Below are 17,074 nucleotides of genomic sequence, written 5' to 3'. Positions count from 1 at the left end.
GCGCGGCTAGTGCTTCGCGCAGACGTCCTGCGATATCGCATGCGCGGTCTCCACGATCTGCTCCCGGACCGACCCGATATAGGCTCCCGGATCAGGCTGAGCGGCGACGTTTTGAGCCTGGAGCGAGACGTTGACGGCAGCCACCACCTTGCCGGCGGCATTGCGGACGGGCGCAGCAACGGACATGAGCCCGAGTTCCAGCTCCTGGTCCAGGACGCACCAGCCCTGCCTGCGCACGCGGTCCAGCTCGGCCACCAGTTCTTCACGGGACGTGACTGTGCGTGGCGTCAGGGCTTTGAACTCCACCGAGGACAGGTACTCGTCCAGTTTCTGCTGCGGCAGGCCGGCCAAGAGCACCCTTCCCATGGACGTGGCGTAAGCAGGGAAGCGGGTGCCCACCGAGATGCCGACCGTCATGATCCGGCGCGTGGTCACGCGCGCCACGTAGAAGATGTCGGCACCATCCAGCACCGCGGCCGACGTCGACTCCCCCAATTTCAGGGAGAGTTCTTCAAGGTGCGGCTGCGCGAGCTGGGGCAGTGACAACGCCGACAGGTACGAATAGCCAAGTTGCAGCACCATCGCGGTGAGCGCGAAGGTCTTGCCATCGGTGCGGACATAGCCCAGCTCCACCAGGGTATGCAGGAACCGACGGGCCGTGGCACGCGTCAGGTTGGTACGCGCCGCCACCTCGCTGAGCGTCATGACGGGGTTGGCCGCGTCGAACGCACGGATCACGGACAAGCCACGTGCCAGCGATTGCACGTACTGGTCACTCGCCTGGGGAGCTCCGGCTACTGCTGCGTCGGTCATGGTTACCAATCTTATTGGCGCGAACTGGCAGCAGGTGCCCCTTGGATTGCTTCCAAAGGGCATTTGCTGCCAGTTCGCGCTCGACTTGAGGCGCGTTTAGACGCCGACGACGGCGCCAGCCGCCTTCTCGTCGAACGGCACCAGAGGGACCGGCACCATCGCTTGGAGCTCTTCGAAGGTGCAGCCGAACGTCTCACGCACGGTCACGCCGTCGGGCCCTATCAGGAAGACCGCTTTGTCCGTGTACAAGCGCGTCACGCAGCCTACGCCGGTGAGCGGGTAGCTGCAGTGCTCCACGAGCTTGGACACTCCCTCGCGGGTCAGGAGCGTCATCATGACGAACACGTCCTTGGCGCCGGTGGCCAGGTCCATCGCACCCCCGACGGCGGGAATCGCGTCCGGCGCGCCGGTGTGCCAGTTGGCGAGGTCGCCCGTGGCGGACACTTGGAAAGCGCCGAGGACGCAGATGTCCAGGTGGCCGCCGCGCATGATCGCGAAGGAATCGGCATGGTGGAAATACGAAGCGCCGGGGAGCTCGGTGACGGGGATCTTGCCGGCGTTGATGAGGTCGCCGTCAATCTCCTCGCCCTGGGCCTCCGGGCCCATGCCGAGCATCCCGTTCTCCGTGTGGAGCGTGATGTTCTGCTCTTCCCTGAGGTAGTTGGAAACGAGCGTGGGCTGCCCGATTCCGAGGTTCACGAACGAGCCCGGAGCTATGTCCACTGCGACGAGACGCGCGAGGTCGTCCCGCCCCAGAGGTGTTGTTGAGGTTTGGATGCTCATGTCAGGCCACCTTCACGATGCTGTTGACGTAGATTCCGGGGGTCACCACGTTCTCCGGATCCAGGGCACCGGTCGGCACGATCTCCGACACCTGGACGATGGTGTGCTTCGCCGCTGCGGCCATGATGGGACCGAAGTTCCGGGCGGTCTTGCGGTAGACGAGGTTGCCTTTGCCGTCGGCCTTGAGCGCCTTGATGAGCGCAACATCGGCGTGAATCGGCGTCTCGAACACTTGCCACTTGCCGTCCAGCAGCCGGGTTTCCTTGCCCTCGGCCAGCATGGTGCCGTAGCCGGTGGGCGTGAAGAACCCGCCGATGCCGGCCCCGGCGGCCCGGATGCGCTCGGCCAGGTTGCCTTGCGGCACGAGCTCCAGCTCGATTTCCCCGGCCTTGTACTTGGTGTCGAAGTGCCAGGAATCGGACTGGCGCGGGAAGGAGCAAATCATCTTGCGGACCCTTCCTTCCTTGATGAGCAGCGCCAGGCCCTGGTCCCCTTGGCCCGCGTTGTTGTTCACCACGGTGAGGTCGGTGGCGCCGGAATCGAGCAGCGCGTCGATGAGTTCGAACGGCTGGCCAGCGTTTCCGAAGCCTCCGATCATCACGGTGGAGCCGTCCTGGATACCGGCGACTGCTTCGCCGACCGTGTCAATGAAGTCCAGCATTGCCCTAGCCCTTCACCGATTGAGCCGAAATTCCGGCAGCGACGTTCTCAAGCACCACGGCCAGGCCCTGCCCGACGCCGATGCAGATCGCCGCGACACCCCAACGCGCACCGGAAGCCTGCAGGCTGCGGGCCAAGGTGCCCAGGATCCGGGTGCCGGAGGCGCCCAGCGGGTGGCCCATCGCGATCGCGCCCCCGTGCCGGTTCACGATGGACGGATCGATCCCCCACGCATCGATGCAGGCCAGGGACTGCGCGGCAAAGGCTTCGTTAAGCTCGACGGCGCCCACCTGCTCCCAGCCGATGCCCGCCTTCGCGAGGGCCTTGTTGGCCGCTTCCACCGGCGCGTAGCCAAAGAATTGGGGATCGTTTCCGTGGGCCCCGCGGCCGGCGATCCGGGCGAGCGGTTCCAGCCCGAGCAGCCCAGCGGCGCTTTCGCTGCCGATCCACGCCGCGGAGGCGCCGTCGGACAGCGGGGACGCGTTCCCCGCGGTAACCGTTCCGTTTTCAGTCCGGAACACCGTCTTCAACCCTGCCAGCTTCTCCGCCGTCGAACCCGCCCGGATGCCTTCGTCACGGACCAACTCCGTACCCGGAACCTGGCTCACCAACTGGTCGTAGAAGCCCTCGTCCCACGCTGCCGCGGCGAGGTTGTGGGAGGCCGCGGCGAACTCGTCTTGCCGCTCCCGGGTAATCCCATACTTCTCGCGGAGCCGTTCGGTGGCCTCGCCCAGGGAAATTGTCCAGTCCTTGGGCATGGCCGGGTTCACTAGGCGCCAGCCCAGGGTGGTGGAGGCCAGGGTCATATCCCCGGCCGGGTACGGCTTCGTGGTCTTGGGCAGTACCCAGGGTGCGCGGGACATGGACTCGGCGCCGCCCACCAGAACCAGCTCGGCGTCGCCGGCGTTGATCTGGCGGGAGGCGATGATCGCGGCGTCCAGCGAAGAGCCGCACAGGCGGTTGACCGTGGTGCCGGGGATCGACGTCGGGAGCCCGGCCAGGAGGGTGGCCATGCGGGCGATGTTGCGGTTCTCCTCGCCCGCGCCGTTGGCGTTGCCGAACACGACCTCGTCGATGCGCTCAACATCCAGGTCCGGCGCGCGTTTCACGGCCTCGCGCACCACGTGGGCCGCGAGGTCATCCGGGCGCACCCCGGCAAGTCCCGAGCCGAACTTTCCGAAAGGGGTGCGTACGGCGTCGTACACATACGCCTGGTTCATGGGTCTCCTCTAGATTCTGTGGTCCCAACTAGCTCGCAGTTAATGTCGTTATGAGGGCTCAAAACGACATCTAATGCGAGCTAGTTGGGCGGGGTGGGGCTCGCGTCGAGCTCGGCGAAAACGGCCTGTGCGGTCTTGAATGCGGTGTTGGCGGAGGGGACTCCGCAGTAGATGGCGGTCTGCAGCAGGATTTCCTTGATTTCGTCCCTGCTCAGCCCGTTGGTGATGGCCGCGCGGATGTGCATGGCCAGTTCTTCCCAGTGCCCGTGCGCCACCATCGCGGTGATGGTGACGGCGGAACGCATCTGCCGCGTCAGGCCCGGGCGGGTCCAGATTCCGCCCCAGGCGATGCGGGTGATCATGTCCTGGAAGTCCTCGGTGAAGGAATCCTTGTTCGCGTTGGCACGGGCCACGTGCGCGTCGCCGAGCACTTCACGGCGGACCACCATGCCGGCGTCGTAGATTTCCTGCGAGGTGGCGTCGCGCTGAACGGCGCCCTGCGAATAATCAGTGCTCATTTTCCGGCCTCCGTCATGAACGTCCGCATGAAGTCCGCGACGACGTCGGGCGCCTCCGCGGGCGCAAGGTGCCCGACGCCGTCGAGCGCAATAGCGGTAGCGGTGCCGCCGCCAGCGTTGATGCCCGCGGCAATTTCTTCCGCGAACGACGGCGGCGCAACAGTGTCCTCGACGCCCGCCAATGCCTGGGTGGGGACGGTGATGCTGCCGAGTTCGGCGCGGACGTCGAATCCGGCGAGGGCCTCACAGCAGAACGCGTAGCTGAAGCGGTCGGCGTCCCGCAGGGCGTGCAGGAGGCGGCTGCTGATAACGGGTTGGCGGTCCATGAAACCGGGGGCGAACCAGCGCTGCGCGGACCCTTGGATCATCACGGCGGTACCTTGCGCACGAACAGTTTCGGCGCGTTCCAGCCAACCCTCCGGGGTGCCGAGCTTCGCTCCGGTGCACTGGACGGACAGGGATTTGAGCCGTTCACCGTGCTTGATGCCGAGCTGCAGTCCAATGGCGCCGCCCAGGGAGTCTCCTGCGTAGTGGAACACGGCGGCTCCCGGCGCGATCGAGTCCACCAGGTCCACCACCGCGTCGGCCAGTTCGGCGACGCTGAACGTTTCCGAGGCCGCGGGCGACACGCCGTGGCCGGGAAGGTCCCAGCCGATGACGTCGAAGTCGTTGCCGAGCAGGGCGGCCGTCTCGGTCCAAAGCACCGTTGACGTTCCGAGCGACGGTCCCACGACCAGAAGCGGCTTCTCCCCCAGGGTGCGCTGCGGGGACAGCAACACCGCTTTGACGTTGGGCTTAGCCAAGATCGGCTCCCTTCGGATTGGTGTGGGAAAACTCGGGGTAGGCGGCCAGGATGCGGCGGCTGATTTCGGCAGCCTCACCCACGTAGTTGGCCGGATCCAGAAGGGCCTGCAGGTCCTCGTCGGACAGTTTGCTGGCCGGCACGGCTTCGCGGAGGAGCTTGGTATAGATCCGGGCCTGCTCCGCAGCGGGTGCCCGTAGGGTCTCGTCGACGACGGCTTGCAGCCGGGCCTTCGCGTCGCTCCTGTCGGCGCCGAGGAGCGGAGCAACGGAGGATGCCACGGCTTCGCTGAGCAGTAAGGGCCCGGAGATTTCCAGGTTGCGGCGCATCGCCTCGGGAAAGACCCGGAGCCCTTCGGCTAGCTCGCGCAGCTGGGTCGCGGCACCCAGGCCCAGGCGGAGCAGCTGGCGCAATGCCTGCCATTCGCTGTGCCAGGCGCCGTCCGGGCGTTCGTCGTTGAAGTTCGCGGCAGCAAGGTGCAGCTGCATTGCCAGCCCGGGTGCCTGGAGCGCCGCGCTGCGGATCAGCACGGACAACACGGGATTCTGTTTTTGTGGCATCGCCGAGGAGACGCCCCGACCAGCGGCAAGCGGCTCACCCAGCTCGGCCACCTCGGGCCGGCTGAGGAACAGCAGGTCAGAGGCGATCTTGCCAAAGGAGTCCGTCAGTGCCGCGAGGGCGTCGCCGAGCCCGGTGACGGCAAGACGGTTCGTGTGCCACGGTGCGGGAACGGGAGCGAGGCCCAGTTTTTCGGCCAAGGCATCGGCCAGCGCGAAGGGGCTCGACGACGAGCCTTCCGTGAGCGACGACCCTTCCGTAAGCGACGAGCCTTCCGTGAGCGGCGAGCCTTCCGTGAGCACCGTACCGGCAGCCAGGGTGCCGCCGGCGCCGCCGAACTGCACGGGCAACTCCAGGGCTTCAAGGCGGCGGGCCGCGGCGGCCACGCCATGGAACCATTGCGCCGCCTTGAGCCCGAAGGTGAACGGAAGCGCATGCTGCGCCAGGCTCCTGCCCACGCACAGCGTGTCCGCATGCTGTTCCGCAAGGGCGGCGAGCGCCGTCGTCGTGCCTTTTACTTCGGCGAGAAGCACGGAAACCACGCGGTGAGCGAGCAGCATCAGCGCCGAATCCAGGACGTCTTGGCTGGTCAGGGAGGTGTGCACGGCTGAAAGGGCGCCGATGGCCCCGCCGGGATGCCCGGCGTCGAGCTGCCTGACCCTGCTCCGGAGATCGGCCAGCAGCGGAATGACCGGGTTGGCGCCGCCCTGTGCGCGTTCGGCGATGGAAGCGGCGTCGTACGCCCAGGATTCCGTGGCCTCGGCGACGACGGCGGCGGAACCGGCGGGCGCGAAGCCCGCCTCTTCGAGTACCGATGCCCAAGCGGCCTCCACGTCGAGGATGGCGGCGATCACCGCGCGGTCACCCGTCAGCGCCACCACGGCGGGCGAGGCCGAAACGGGGCTGAGCAGCCCGAAATCGCCGTCGCCACTCACTGGGAGGCGCCTTCGACGCGTTCGAAGTCGAGAAAAACGGTCTCGTTCCCGCCCTGCAGGCGCAGATCCCAGGTGAGTCCGCCATCCGCGTCGCGGCGGGCGATCAGGGTGCTGCGGCGCTCGGGATCGAGGGAGCTGAGCAGCGGATCGGCGGCGAGCGCTTCCTCGTTTTCCGGCAAGTAGATACGGGTGAACAGGCGGTTCATGAGGCCACGGGCAAAAACGGCGACGGAGATGAACGGAGCCGCTCCCGGAGAGGTGGGGCCAGGGTTGACCGTGGTGAAGGTGAAGGCACCGGAGTTGCCTACCGCGGCACGGCCCCAGCCGGTAAACGTGTAGCCATCCCGGACCAGGGATCCCGTGCGCTGGACCACGTTGCCTTCGGCGTCGGGCTGCCAGATCTCCAGGATGGCGTCCGGGATGGCGTCTCCCGCGCCGTCGTACACGGTGCCTTGCAGGCGGATGCTTCCGGGGCTGCCGGGGGCGAGGAGTTCGTTGTCCTTATTAAAGGGGAGGGCATAACCGTAGAAGGGGCCAACGGTCTGGCCGGGTGTGGGGATCAACTTGCTCATGTTCTACTCCTCATCTCCGGCGTCGCCAAAGGCTTCGTTTTCGGTCCAAGTCCGCTTCGACCCGCTCAGGACAATGTCCCAGTTGTAGCCGAGGGCCCACTCGGGGCTCGTGAGCTCGTGGTCGTACTTGGCGACGAGCCGGTCGCGGGCATCCGGGTCCACGATCGATTGGTAGATGGGGTCCAGCGGGAACAACTGGTCACCGGGGAAGTACATCTGGGTGACGATGCGCTGCGTGAAGTCTGTCCCGAACAGCGAGAAGTGGATGTGCGCCGGCCGCCAGGCGTTGAGGTGGTTCTTCCACGGGTAGGCGCCGGGCTTGATGGTGGTGAAGCGGTAGGAGCCGTCCGGTCCGGTGATGCAGCGTCCGACGCCGGTGAAGTTGGGGTCGAGCGGGGCGGGGTGCTGGTCGCGCTTGTGGATGTAGCGGCCGGCGGCGTTGGCCTGCCAGATCTCCACGAGCTGGCCGGCAACCGGGCGGCCGTCGCCGTCGAGCACTTTGCCCTGCACGATGATCCGCTCACCCTGGGGTTCGCCGTTGTGCTGGATGGTGAGGTCCGATTCCAGGGCGTGCACGTCCTGGTGCCCGAAAGCCGGAGAGTACAGTTCGATGGTCTCCGGATCGGCGTGGTGCAGGCTCTTGGTGGGGTGGCGCAGGATGCTGCTGCGGTACGGCGCGAAGTCCAGGCGGGGCTGGGTCTCCGGCGCGGCACCGTCCTTGAGCGCCTGGGCGTACGCTTCGCCGATGGCCTTGATCTCGGCGCTGAGATCCGCTTGGGTTTCGACGGCGGCGTCCGACGGCGCGTGGGCGGCATGCGGTTCGGCCGCCGGTACGAGCTCGTCGTCTTGGTGGTGCCCGGCATTTGTATCTAGCAGCACGGCCGGCTCCTTTCGGGTGGTTGCTTTCCTGGTTTCTGCTTGCGATTCTGCTCAGCGGTGCATGTGGTGGGCGTGAAGCGAGTCATATTGAACGGCATGCCGCACGGGGGCGTTGGGGGCGCCGTAGCCGTCGTAGTTGCCGCGGCGTTCGACCATTTCGAAGAACACGCTGCCCACCGTGGCGGTGTAGAAGTGGAGGAATTCACCGTTGGCGTCCCTGTCGTAGAGGAGGTTCAATTCCTTGAGGGTGGCGAGGAAGGCGGGATCCAGGGCGAACCGCGCATCCAGGTCCTCGTAGTAATTGGCCGGGATCTGGAGGAAGTCGAGTCCGCGTGCTTGCGCCGCCCGCGCCGTGTCCACGAGGTCGTCCACCGCGAACGCGATGTGTTCCTGGTAGCTCTTGCGGGTGCCTTGCTGAAGCAACGGCGCGAGGTTCAAAACCAGGCGCACGGCTCGGTCCGACGTCTGCATGACCTGCGAGCGCACGAGGCCACTGGGGCTTGGCACCTCCGCGAAGGGTTGCGGTTCCAGCGCGAGTGCGCTCGTGTAGAAGAGGACGGCTTCGTCGAAGTGCTGCCAGGGCTGGGCCAGGTTCACGTGGTCGATCACCGCTTGCGCTCCCGCGGAAGCGTTCTCCGGGCCGCCCCCGAATTCGCGGGGCTCCCCGAATTCATGCGTCCAGGCCGCGGTGCCGTCCGGGCTGCCTTGGCACAGGAAGATCTCGGTGGAGTCCGGGGCTGCGATGCCTTGGAACACTTCCTCGTCGGCCTGGACTTTGCGGGGCACCACGGGGGCCTTGAGTTGCTGGGCCCGGGCCGAGGCAATCACAGGGGAGTCGACGTCGAACCCCAACGCCGCGATGGCGGGTTCACTGTGCGAGGGGGCCTGCTCGTTGATGATGACGCGTGCTTGCCCCATGGACCACAACTGCACGTCCTTGGTCCGGTGCCGGCCGTCGAATTCGAAGCCGAGCTGGCCCAGGAGCGTCTCGAGCTGCGCGGGCTCATCGGTCTTGACCTCTGCGAAGTTGAACCCGGCCGGTTCGGCCACCTTCGGCAGCGTGGCCAGTTCCATGGGATAACGACGCCGGCCGGCAGCGCTGGCGGGCGAGTCGCCGCTGGCGCCTCCCGGAGCTCCTCCCTGCGCAAAGGAAGCCGCGTTCGAGTCGAGCCACTTGGCGCTTTGTTCCTCAAGCCAGATCAGCGAGCGCATCGCGTCGACGGCGGTGCGCTCCACATCGGATTGGCGGAAGACGTCGTTGAAGACCTCCAGCGAGACCGGGCCGGAGTAGCCCGCGCGGGCCACATGGCCCATGAACTTGGCCAGCTCGAACTGTCCTTCGCCCGGGAACACGCGGTAATGGCGGCTCCAGGACAGGACATCCATGGAGAGCTTCGGGGCGTCGGCGACCTGGACGAAGAAGATCTTTTCGGGCGTGATGGCTTCGATGGGCGCGGTGTCCCAGTCGCGGGAAAGGATGTGGAAGGAGTCCAGGCAGGTGCCGAGGTTGGGGTGATCCACCGCGTCCACCAAGCGGTGCGCGTGCTCGTAGTCGTTGACGTATTTGCCCCAGGCCAGGGCCTCGTACGCTACTTTGACGCCGTGGTCCCCGGCCAGTTCCGCCAGGCGGGCGAGCTGCTCGGCCCGGAGACCGTCGTCGTCGATCGTTGCGGTTCCCACGTTGGTGCACACCAGGATGGTGTCCATGCCGAGGCGGGACATGAGCTTGAACTTGGCGTCCGCCCGGCGAAGGTTTTCCTGCAGGATGTCTTCGGAGACGCTGTCGAAGTCGCGGAACGGCTGGTAGAGGTCCAGGCCGAGTCCGAGGTCCGCGGCCATCTTCCGCACATCCTCAGGGCTGAGCGGCGAGGTGACGAGGTCCTGTTCGAAGATCTCGATGCCGTCGAAGCCCGCGATGGCGCAGGCCTGCATCTTTTCCTTGAGCGTGCCCGAGAGGCAGACGGTGGCGATTCCCGTACGCATCAGTGCTTCGCTCCGGCGAGTGCCTTGCCGGACTTCGACTCTTCGGCGGTGGACTCTTCGGCGGTCACCAGCTCCAAGAAATGTGCCCGCATCCGTTCCGGATCGGCGTCGCGGCCGGTGAAGATGCGGAAAGCGTCGGCGGCCTGGCCCACGGCCATGCGTCCGCCGTCGAGCACGCGGCACCCTTTGGCCCGGGCCTCGAGTACCAGCTGGGTCTCGATCGGACGGTAGACGATATCGGCCACCCAGTGCCGCGGTTCCACGAGGGACATGTCCAATGGGAGGCCTGGATGCGCGGCCATGCCCACCGGGGTGCAGTGCACCAAACCGTCGGCCAACGGCATGAGCTGCGGCAGCGCCGCCGTCGTGCGCGCCGTGACGGTGCTGCCAGGGAACAGGGCGGCGAGTTCCGCCGCCCGTTCGGCGCAGCGCGCAGGATCTACGTCCACAAGGTCCAGTTTCTTGACGCCCGCCGAAAGAAGGGCGTAGGCGACGGCGGAGCCGGCACCCCCGGCGCCCAACTGGACGACGCGCTCCAGGCCGGCGTCGGGAAGCCCGCTGGCCAAAGCGGAACCGAAACCGGAGAAGTCTGTGTTGTGGCCGATGAAGCGGCCGTCCTGGATCAGGACGGTGTTGACGGCGCCGAGCCGCCGGGCGTCCTCGGAAACCTCGTCGAGGAACGGCAGGACCAGTTGCTTGCATGGATGCGTGATGTTGAGGCCGTTGTAGCCAAGCCGGGAAGCGGCGGTCAGCAAATCGCCGACGGCGGAGCCGGGCAAGGAGAGCTCCAGCAAGTCGATGGGCCGGTACAGGTAGCGAAGCCCCTGGACGTCGGCCTCCCTCTCATGCATGGGCGGCGTCAGCGAAGGCGATACGCCTTCACCGATCAGGCCCACCAGGAAGGATTCGGCTCGGTTGCTCATGCTCATTGCTCCTTTGACAACTGCACCCGCGGATTGGCCCACTCTGGATGCCCTTGAGTCATCCAGAGTCTGTTGCCCCGCAAGGCGGTATGAATCAGACTACACAAAGTGTTCACATATTGCACTAGTGTTCTTATCGCGAACAAAAGTGAGTGCCGTAGCGCCCTTAGCGTTGCGGCAGGCGGTCGGCGAGCTCGGACGCAGCGCTCTTCAGCAGCGGGACCACCGCCACCAGCTGCTCCACGCTCATCCGGAAAACAGGGACCGCGGTGGCAAGGGACGCGAAGGCGACGCCTTGCGAATTGAGGACGGGGACCGCGACGGCGCGCATGCCCACCTCGTTTTCCTCGTCCATGATCGCGTAGCCCTGGCGCCGGACCTTCTCGATTTCCAGGCGGAAGGCGTCGCGGTCGGTAATGGAGAACTCCGTCAGCGGCTCCAACTCGAGCTCTTCCACCAACTGCTGCCGCTCGTCGTCGTCCGCGAAGGCAACAAGCGCCTTGCCCACTGCCGTGGTGTGGAGCATTCCAAGGTGCCCCGGATCGCTCGTGACGCGGAACATTTGGGGACCATCGACTTTGTTGACCGTGAGGTGGTGGTGGCCATCCCGGACCGAGAGGATGGTGGCCTCGCCGGTCCCCTCCGTCACGCGCTGCAGAATGGGCCGCGCAGTGCCGGCAAAGCCATGGTGGTTTGATACACGTTGACCGAGCTGGAAGACGCGAAGTCCCAGATGATAGCGGCGGCCGTCGGCCTCGTAGTCGACGAATCCGTCGCGGGTCAGCGATCCGAGCAGCCGGTAAGTAGTGCTGAACGGCAGCTCCGCCTGGCGGGCGAGCTCCGAGGCACTTGCCCCCTTGGGCTCATTGCCCAGCAATACGAGGAGGCCCAGGGCCTTGCCGATCATGTCGGTTTTTGTGTCTTCCTTCACATCCATACCTAAAGATTGCCACATCGTGAGAGCTATATCTAGATGGTGAGTAAATATCTTGACAAGTGACTGCGCTCACAGTCATCATTGCTATATCGCACAAGTAGCTCTCACAATGTGGCTACAGTGTGAGGCCGCTGCCGGACCCACATCGACGTTCCAGGTACGCAAATTTCAGCCAGATGCGACATCGCCGTCACACAAAGGAACACCATGAGTCACACGATCCCGTCTACGACGCCGGGCACTGCCACGGCGGGAACGCCGAAGAAGGCCGCCCTCGCCAGCTTCCTCGGCAGCGCCGTCGAGTACTACGACTTCTTCATCTTCGGTTCGGCCGCGGCCTTGATCTTCCCGCACGTCTTCTTCCCCAGCGCCGACGCCAACGCAGCCATCATGTCCTTCGCGACATTCGGCTTCGCCTACGTGGCAAGGCCCGTTGGAGCCATCATCCTGGGGCACTTCGGCGACCGCATCGGCCGCCAACGCGTCCTGATGTTCACCCTGCTGCTCATGGGCGGTGCGACGTTCATCATCGGCTGCCTCCCCGATTTCAAGTCCATCGGATGGTGGGCTCCGGCGCTGCTGGTCTTCGCACGCCTTTGCCAGGGCCTCTCGGCCGCCGGTGAACAAGCCGGAGCTTCGTCCATGACGCTGGAACACGCCCCGGACAACCGCCGCTCCTTCTTTACTTCCTGGACCCTTACGGGAACCCAGGGCGGCCAGATCCTCGCAGCGCTGGTCTTCATCCCCGTGGTCGCCCTCCCCGACGAGCTCAAGTACGGCATCGGCTGGCGCATCCCGTTCTGGCTCAGCGCCGTAGTGGTCATCGTCGCGTTCTTCATCCGTCGCACCCTGCATGAGCCGCCTGCGTTCGCCGAGGCCAAGAAGAACAACCAGATTGCCAAGCTTCCCGTGGCCGACCTCCTCCGGCTGCACTGGGCCGACGTCCTGCGCGTTATCTGCTGCGCCTTCATCTCGGCCGTGAGCACCGTCTTCGGCACCTTGGCGATCGCCTATGCCAAGGACGTGGCCCACGTCAACAGCACCATCACCTTGTGGCTCGTTGTGGCGGCAAACGTCGTCGCGCTCGGCACCCAGCCGGTCTTCGGCCGGATGGCTGACCGGATCGGCCGCAAGCCCGTCTTCATCTACGGCGCCGTAGCCAGCGCCATCATGACGCCGGTGTTCCTCTTGACGCTCGAATCCGGAAACGTGCCGCTCATGTTCCTGGTCTCAGTTGTGTACTTCTCCCTCGGATACGCCGCAGCAAACGCAGTCTGGCCCTCCTTCTACGGCGAGATGTTCAGCACAAAGGTCCGTTTCTCCGGCTTGGCCATCGGCACGCAGATCGGCTTCCTCATGGCAGGCTTCGCTCCGACCATCGTCACCGCAATGGGCGGCACCAAGGCCGGCGGTTGGGTCCAGATCAGCATCTTCACCGGCGTCATCTGCGTCATCGCAGCGGTCTCCGCGATGACCGCCCGGGAATCCTTCAAGACCCCGACGGCGGAACTCGGCATCAAGTAGGTAATACCCCGTCCTACCCGATCCATTGGCCCCATCCACAGGGTGGGGCCAATGGATTTTTTTGCTAACGGAAGTCTTACCCACGGCTAACCCATACGAAACCACCCTGCAACATTGGCCCGTCACACTGGAATGGCCGGCAAACGCTGGCAGCTCCAGCCAGGGAGGCCACCATGTTGAAGGAAGTATCAACCCACCCCACAAGAATCCGCGCCCTTGACCAGTTGCACCGTGGCGACCAGATCGAAGCCCGCCTATCCGTCGGACCCTCCTACGATGACGTTGTCATCCGCAGGGGCAGCGTCCAGGAAACGGCTCCGGGCATCGGCGTCGTCTGGATCATGGATCAACTGACGGGCCTGCGCAAGGCCATCAATACCGACGAATGCACAGTCTGGCGAGTGGCCTGACCTGGCCCCGAACCGCTCAGCCGCCAGCCACGGACTGGATGATCAAGACCTCCTGGCCGGCCGCAACCTCAGTATCCAGACCCTTCAGACGCCGGACCTCCTCACCGTTCACGTAAATATTCACGTAGCGGCGGAGCGAACCGGTTTCATCCCGGAGCCTCCGGGCCAGCACCGGGTAGTCCCCGGTCACAGCATCAAGCAAGCTTTCCACGGTCACAGCTCCGTCGGCGGGCGTAGTCAGGTAGGACTGCCCGCCGGCGAGGGGCTGGAGAACGCTAGGCAAAACCACGGTGATGTCGGGCAACGTCCGTCCTAAGCCGGAAGACCGGATGCCGCGGAGGCAGCGGCCAGTTCGGCAGCCACATCTGGGGAGAGAACCCCGGAGACAACAGCAGCCCGGACGCACAAAACATCGGGGAGGTGCGAGGCCACTTCGATGAAGGACTCGCCTTCGTCGGCGCTGGCGTAGACCGAACCGCCGCGTGTTCCGAAGTACACCCCGGTAGGTTCAGCAGTATCCACCGCGGCTGCGTCACGGAGCACAGCGTTGTATTCGTGGTCCGGGAGGCCCACATCCAAGCGCTTCCAGGACTCACCGGCGTCGTCCGTGCGGTGCACTGCAAGGCGGCCGTCCGGCGGAATCCGTTCACTATCGGCCTTGATCGGGATCACCCAGGCCGTCCCTTCGCGGCGGGGATGCGTGAGCATCACGAAGCCGAAATCTGCCGGGAGGCCGTCGGCAATGGAGATCCAGTTCTCAGCGTTGTCATCCGTACGGTACACGCCGTGGTGGTTCTGCGCGTACAACCGGCCTTCGACGGCGGCATCCGCGGCAATCTTGTGCACGCACTGGCCGAACTCCGGATTGGGATCAGGCATGAAGTAGGCCGAAATCCCCTTGTTGCGGGCCTCCCAGGAGGCTCCGCCGTCGAGCGATCGGTAAACGCCTCCGGTGCTCATGGCGACGTGCACGTTTTCCCCGGAAGGGTTGACCACGATCGAGTGGGCGGCAGCACCGCCATAGCCGGCTCCCCACTCGCTGCGGTGCGGGTGGTCCCACAGGCCGCGGTTCAACTCGAAGTGCTCGCCGCCGTCGTTGGATTTCCAGACGGAGATCGGTTCGCAACCCGCCCAGACGACCCCCGGCCGGGAGGCGGAGTCGGGGTAGATCTGCCAGATCCGTTCCAGTGCGGCGTCAGTGCCCTCCGGGAATTTGATGGCGCCTTGTTCGGGCTCGGTCCATGTGGCGCCCAGGTCATCGGAGTGGGCCACGGTGGGACCCCAGTGTTCGGAGCGCACCCCCACCATGATGCGGGGGTTGTCCCCGCGGGTATCGATCCCGATGCTGGGGATCTCGCTCATGAGGAAGTGCGGACCGGAGAGGGACCATTCCTTGCGGTCTGTGCTGCGTGCCAGCCACAGTCCCTTTTTGGTCCCGATCGCCAAGACATAACTCTCTGCGGTAGCCATGCACCCCATGCAACCATCCCGGCGCGGGAGTCGCAACGGTTTTATGAACCGGCCTGGGAAACCGTCTCAGTCCACGAACTCGGACTGCGTCTCAATGAAGTCCCAGTCGGCATCGCTCAGCCCGCCGGCCAGCTCCTCAACGCGTGGGCCGCCGGCATCCGCAATGCACTGCAGAACTTCGGGCGGAAGCTCCGTGGCACGCAGGTTCTCCCGCAGCCATTCCTTGCTCTTGAGATCTATGTCCAGCCACCACATGAAGATCTCCACGTGGACCACCCCTTCCTGTGCAACGTTAACGCTAGGCCCGCGCATGGTGCTCTACAAGGGGCCGGGTACCCGATCAAACGCCGGATCGCGCCCCGAATTCGGGGTCGGGAAAAGTAAAGTGAAAGTAGTTATTCAGATTGGTAGCGGAGTGCTGTTGGGGCACGTAAGCTAATTGTCAGCAGGAACCGAAAGAACCTGCTCCAAAGTCCGCTCCGGAGTGCGTATCCCCCAATAACGCACTCCGGAGCTCTTTGTTTAAGCCCGGGTTTCCGGGCCGCGCCCTGGGCGGCGGCCACGCGCCGTCGTACTGGTCGCGTGCCCTCGGATCGACGCGCTGCCGGTTTACGGCGCGATCCACGGCATGGTGGCACTATTGGGTGATGCCCTTCATGCGCGATCCTAGGTTCAAAAGGGCGTCTTCCCGCAGGCGACGCCAAGTGAACCGGCTGGCCTCCGCGTCAACCGGATGGTGGCTGCTCGTCGTCGTATTCATCGAGGCCGCGGTCGCCTTGTCTATCCGCCTGCCATTGGCTTTCGGACTTCCGCTGTGGGGCGGCATCGATGAACAAACCGGATTCCCCGCTCTTCTAGCACTGCTGATGGTGCCGCTGGTGGTGCTGGCAGCGTGGCGTCTCATGCGGCAGCAGCAGCGGGAACGAAACCAGGCGTTCCGAACCTCGCGCTTGATGGACACCGTGCTGCATACAAGCCTGGACTGGCTGTGGGCCACGGGGCCTGACGGACGATTTACGTTCAGCAGCCCGGCTTGCAAAGACATCACGGGGTACGAACCTTTTGAACTGCTGGGAAAGCACATCACTTGCGTCATCGACCCCGGGGACCTCGCGGACGCCCGGTTGGAGTGGAAAGCCAGGGAAAGCGGTGACTCCTCGTGGTCACGTGTGGTCACCGTGTGCCGCCACCAGGACGGCCGCCGCGTCTTGATTGATGTTGCCGGAAGGCCGATGCGCGACAGGGACGGCAGAGACTACGGATTCGAGGGCACCTGCCGTGTCTTGAATCCAGAGGCGGCACGTTCGCGTGCAGAGGTCACCCGCCGCATCCAGGAATTGCTCACTGACGGTTCACTGGTAACAGCATTCCAGCCGATCCGGTGCCTGAAAACGGGCAGTGTCGTTGGCGCGGAATCGTTGACAAGGTTCAGCGGATCCCAGGAGTTGTCCCCGGAGGCGCGCTTCATGGAAGCCGCCTCGATCGGTCTGGATATCGAGCTCGAAATCCTTGCGCTCCGGACCGCGCTGGCCACCGCTGCCGGGCTCCCGACGGGATTGTATGTCGCGGCAAATCTCTCGCCTCGGGTATGCCTTGACCCCCGGCTGGCAGCTGCGATTACGGAATCGACCATCCCTCCGAGACGCATCGTGCTTGAGGTCACCGAACGCCACGAGGTCGGCAACTACGAACCGCTCGCGGAGGCGCTGGCACCGTTGCGACGCGCGGGCCTGAGAATCGCGGTCGACGACGCCGGCGCCGGCTTTGCTTCCATGCGCCACATCCTGCAGCTCAAGCCAGACCTCATCAAGCTCGATCGCGGGATCATCGCCGGCATCGACACAGATCCGGCACAGCGGGCCCTGGGAGCTGCGATGGTCGGTTTTTCCTCCGAGATCGGAGCTGCCCTGGTGGCCGAAGGGATTGAGACCGAAGCCGAACTGGCTGCGGTCACCGAGCTCGGGATGACTGCAGCCCAAGGCTACCTGCTTGGCCGCCCCTCGCTCAGGCCGGAGGACTGGCGCACATGGGGGTAGCGGGGGCCGATGCCTGACATATACCCCCAGACATATACCCCCAGGGGGTAC

18 protein-coding genes are annotated in these 17,074 nt (G+C 65.3%); 3 read left to right on the top strand and 15 right to left on the bottom strand.

What is annotated here, in order from left to right; genetic code table 11:
- Positions 1 to 6: 6 nt before the first annotated feature.
- The 12 genes from AB0O52_RS14965 to AB0O52_RS14910 all read right to left on the bottom strand — a co-directional run bounded on the left by AB0O52_RS14965 (position 7) and on the right by AB0O52_RS14910 (position 11,583).
- The gene (locus AB0O52_RS14965; RefSeq protein ID WP_364538835.1) at positions 7 to 813 is read right to left on the bottom strand and encodes an IclR family transcriptional regulator C-terminal domain-containing protein; all 807 of its coding nucleotides are present in this window, start codon (positions 811 to 813) and stop codon (positions 7 to 9) included.
- Between the two features lie 96 nt (positions 814 to 909).
- On the bottom strand, positions 910 to 1,596 hold the full coding sequence (locus AB0O52_RS14960; RefSeq protein WP_364538833.1) for a 3-oxoacid CoA-transferase subunit B: 687 nt from the start codon (positions 1,594 to 1,596) through the stop codon (positions 910 to 912).
- Between the two features lies 1 nt (position 1,597).
- Entirely contained in the window at positions 1,598 to 2,257 is a 660-nt protein-coding gene (locus AB0O52_RS14955; protein ID WP_364538831.1) for a 3-oxoacid CoA-transferase subunit A, read from the bottom strand.
- A 4-nt stretch (positions 2,258 to 2,261) separates the two neighbouring features.
- The gene (locus AB0O52_RS14950; RefSeq protein ID WP_364538829.1) at positions 2,262 to 3,476 is read right to left on the bottom strand and encodes a thiolase family protein; all 1,215 of its coding nucleotides are present in this window, start codon (positions 3,474 to 3,476) and stop codon (positions 2,262 to 2,264) included.
- A gap of 80 nt (positions 3,477 to 3,556) precedes the next feature.
- Positions 3,557 to 3,994 carry a 4-carboxymuconolactone decarboxylase gene (gene pcaC, locus AB0O52_RS14945; protein WP_364538827.1) on the bottom strand — a complete coding sequence of 146 codons (438 nt, stop codon included), beginning with the start codon at positions 3,992 to 3,994 and terminating at the stop codon, positions 3,557 to 3,559.
- Positions 3,991 to 4,797, bottom strand: a complete 807-nt coding sequence (locus AB0O52_RS14940; protein WP_364538825.1) for an alpha/beta fold hydrolase — start codon at positions 4,795 to 4,797, stop codon at positions 3,991 to 3,993. The genes pcaC and AB0O52_RS14940 overlap by 4 nt, the downstream gene beginning before the upstream one ends.
- Entirely contained in the window at positions 4,790 to 6,289 is a 1,500-nt protein-coding gene (locus AB0O52_RS14935) for a lyase family protein (RefSeq protein WP_364538823.1), read from the bottom strand. The genes AB0O52_RS14940 and AB0O52_RS14935 overlap by 8 nt, the downstream gene beginning before the upstream one ends.
- The gene (gene pcaG, locus AB0O52_RS14930) at positions 6,286 to 6,861 is read right to left on the bottom strand and encodes a protocatechuate 3,4-dioxygenase subunit alpha (RefSeq protein WP_364538821.1); all 576 of its coding nucleotides are present in this window, start codon (positions 6,859 to 6,861) and stop codon (positions 6,286 to 6,288) included. Before pcaG ends, AB0O52_RS14935 begins: the two co-directional genes overlap by 4 nt.
- A gap of 3 nt (positions 6,862 to 6,864) precedes the next feature.
- Positions 6,865 to 7,740 (bottom strand): protocatechuate 3,4-dioxygenase subunit beta, encoded by an 876-nt coding sequence (pcaH, locus tag AB0O52_RS14925; RefSeq protein ID WP_364538819.1) that lies wholly within the window; start codon positions 7,738 to 7,740, stop codon positions 6,865 to 6,867.
- Between the two features lie 51 nt (positions 7,741 to 7,791).
- Complete coding sequence (locus tag AB0O52_RS14920; RefSeq protein WP_364538817.1) at positions 7,792 to 9,723, bottom strand: TIM barrel protein; 1,932 nt, start codon at positions 9,721 to 9,723, stop codon at positions 7,792 to 7,794.
- Positions 9,723 to 10,646: a shikimate dehydrogenase gene (locus tag AB0O52_RS14915; RefSeq protein WP_364538815.1), complete on the bottom strand. Its 924-nt coding sequence runs from the start codon at positions 10,644 to 10,646 to the stop codon at positions 9,723 to 9,725. Before AB0O52_RS14915 ends, AB0O52_RS14920 begins: the two co-directional genes overlap by 1 nt.
- A 166-nt stretch (positions 10,647 to 10,812) precedes the next feature.
- On the bottom strand, positions 10,813 to 11,583 hold the full coding sequence (locus AB0O52_RS14910; RefSeq protein ID WP_364538813.1) for an IclR family transcriptional regulator: 771 nt from the start codon (positions 11,581 to 11,583) through the stop codon (positions 10,813 to 10,815).
- Positions 11,584 to 11,790: 207 nt separating this feature from the next.
- On the opposite strand from AB0O52_RS14910, the gene AB0O52_RS14905 reads away from it, so the two are divergent.
- Positions 11,791 to 13,107, top strand: coding sequence for an MFS transporter (locus tag AB0O52_RS14905; RefSeq protein WP_364538811.1), 1,317 nt, complete (start codon positions 11,791 to 11,793; stop codon positions 13,105 to 13,107).
- A gap of 173 nt (positions 13,108 to 13,280) precedes the next feature.
- Complete coding sequence (locus AB0O52_RS14900) at positions 13,281 to 13,517, top strand: hypothetical protein (protein WP_059388807.1); 237 nt, start codon at positions 13,281 to 13,283, stop codon at positions 13,515 to 13,517.
- Between the two features lie 16 nt (positions 13,518 to 13,533).
- Here AB0O52_RS14900 and AB0O52_RS14895 read toward each other — a convergent pair whose 3' ends face one another.
- Genes AB0O52_RS14895 through AB0O52_RS14885 form a run of 3 tightly spaced genes read right to left on the bottom strand, consistent with a single transcriptional unit; the run spans position 13,534 to position 15,254 of the window.
- Positions 13,534 to 13,821, bottom strand: a complete 288-nt coding sequence (locus tag AB0O52_RS14895) for a MoaD/ThiS family protein (protein ID WP_284982690.1) — start codon at positions 13,819 to 13,821, stop codon at positions 13,534 to 13,536.
- Positions 13,822 to 13,829: 8 nt separating this feature from the next.
- Positions 13,830 to 14,996, bottom strand: a complete 1,167-nt coding sequence (locus AB0O52_RS14890; RefSeq protein WP_364538809.1) for an exo-alpha-sialidase — start codon at positions 14,994 to 14,996, stop codon at positions 13,830 to 13,832.
- Positions 14,997 to 15,053: 57 nt separating this feature from the next.
- Positions 15,054 to 15,254, bottom strand: coding sequence for a hypothetical protein (locus AB0O52_RS14885; protein ID WP_364538807.1), 201 nt, complete (start codon positions 15,252 to 15,254; stop codon positions 15,054 to 15,056).
- Positions 15,255 to 15,691: 437 nt separating this feature from the next.
- Between AB0O52_RS14885 and AB0O52_RS14880 the strand changes: the two genes are divergently transcribed.
- Positions 15,692 to 17,023 (top strand): EAL domain-containing protein, encoded by a 1,332-nt coding sequence (locus tag AB0O52_RS14880; protein ID WP_364538805.1) that lies wholly within the window; start codon positions 15,692 to 15,694, stop codon positions 17,021 to 17,023.
- Positions 17,024 to 17,074: the final 51 nt, after the last annotated feature.

The organism is Arthrobacter sp. NPDC080073 (assembly GCF_040686575.1).
Lineage (GTDB): Bacteria > Actinomycetota > Actinomycetes > Actinomycetales > Micrococcaceae > Arthrobacter.
This window is presented reverse-complemented; position numbering and strand designations above follow the sequence as displayed.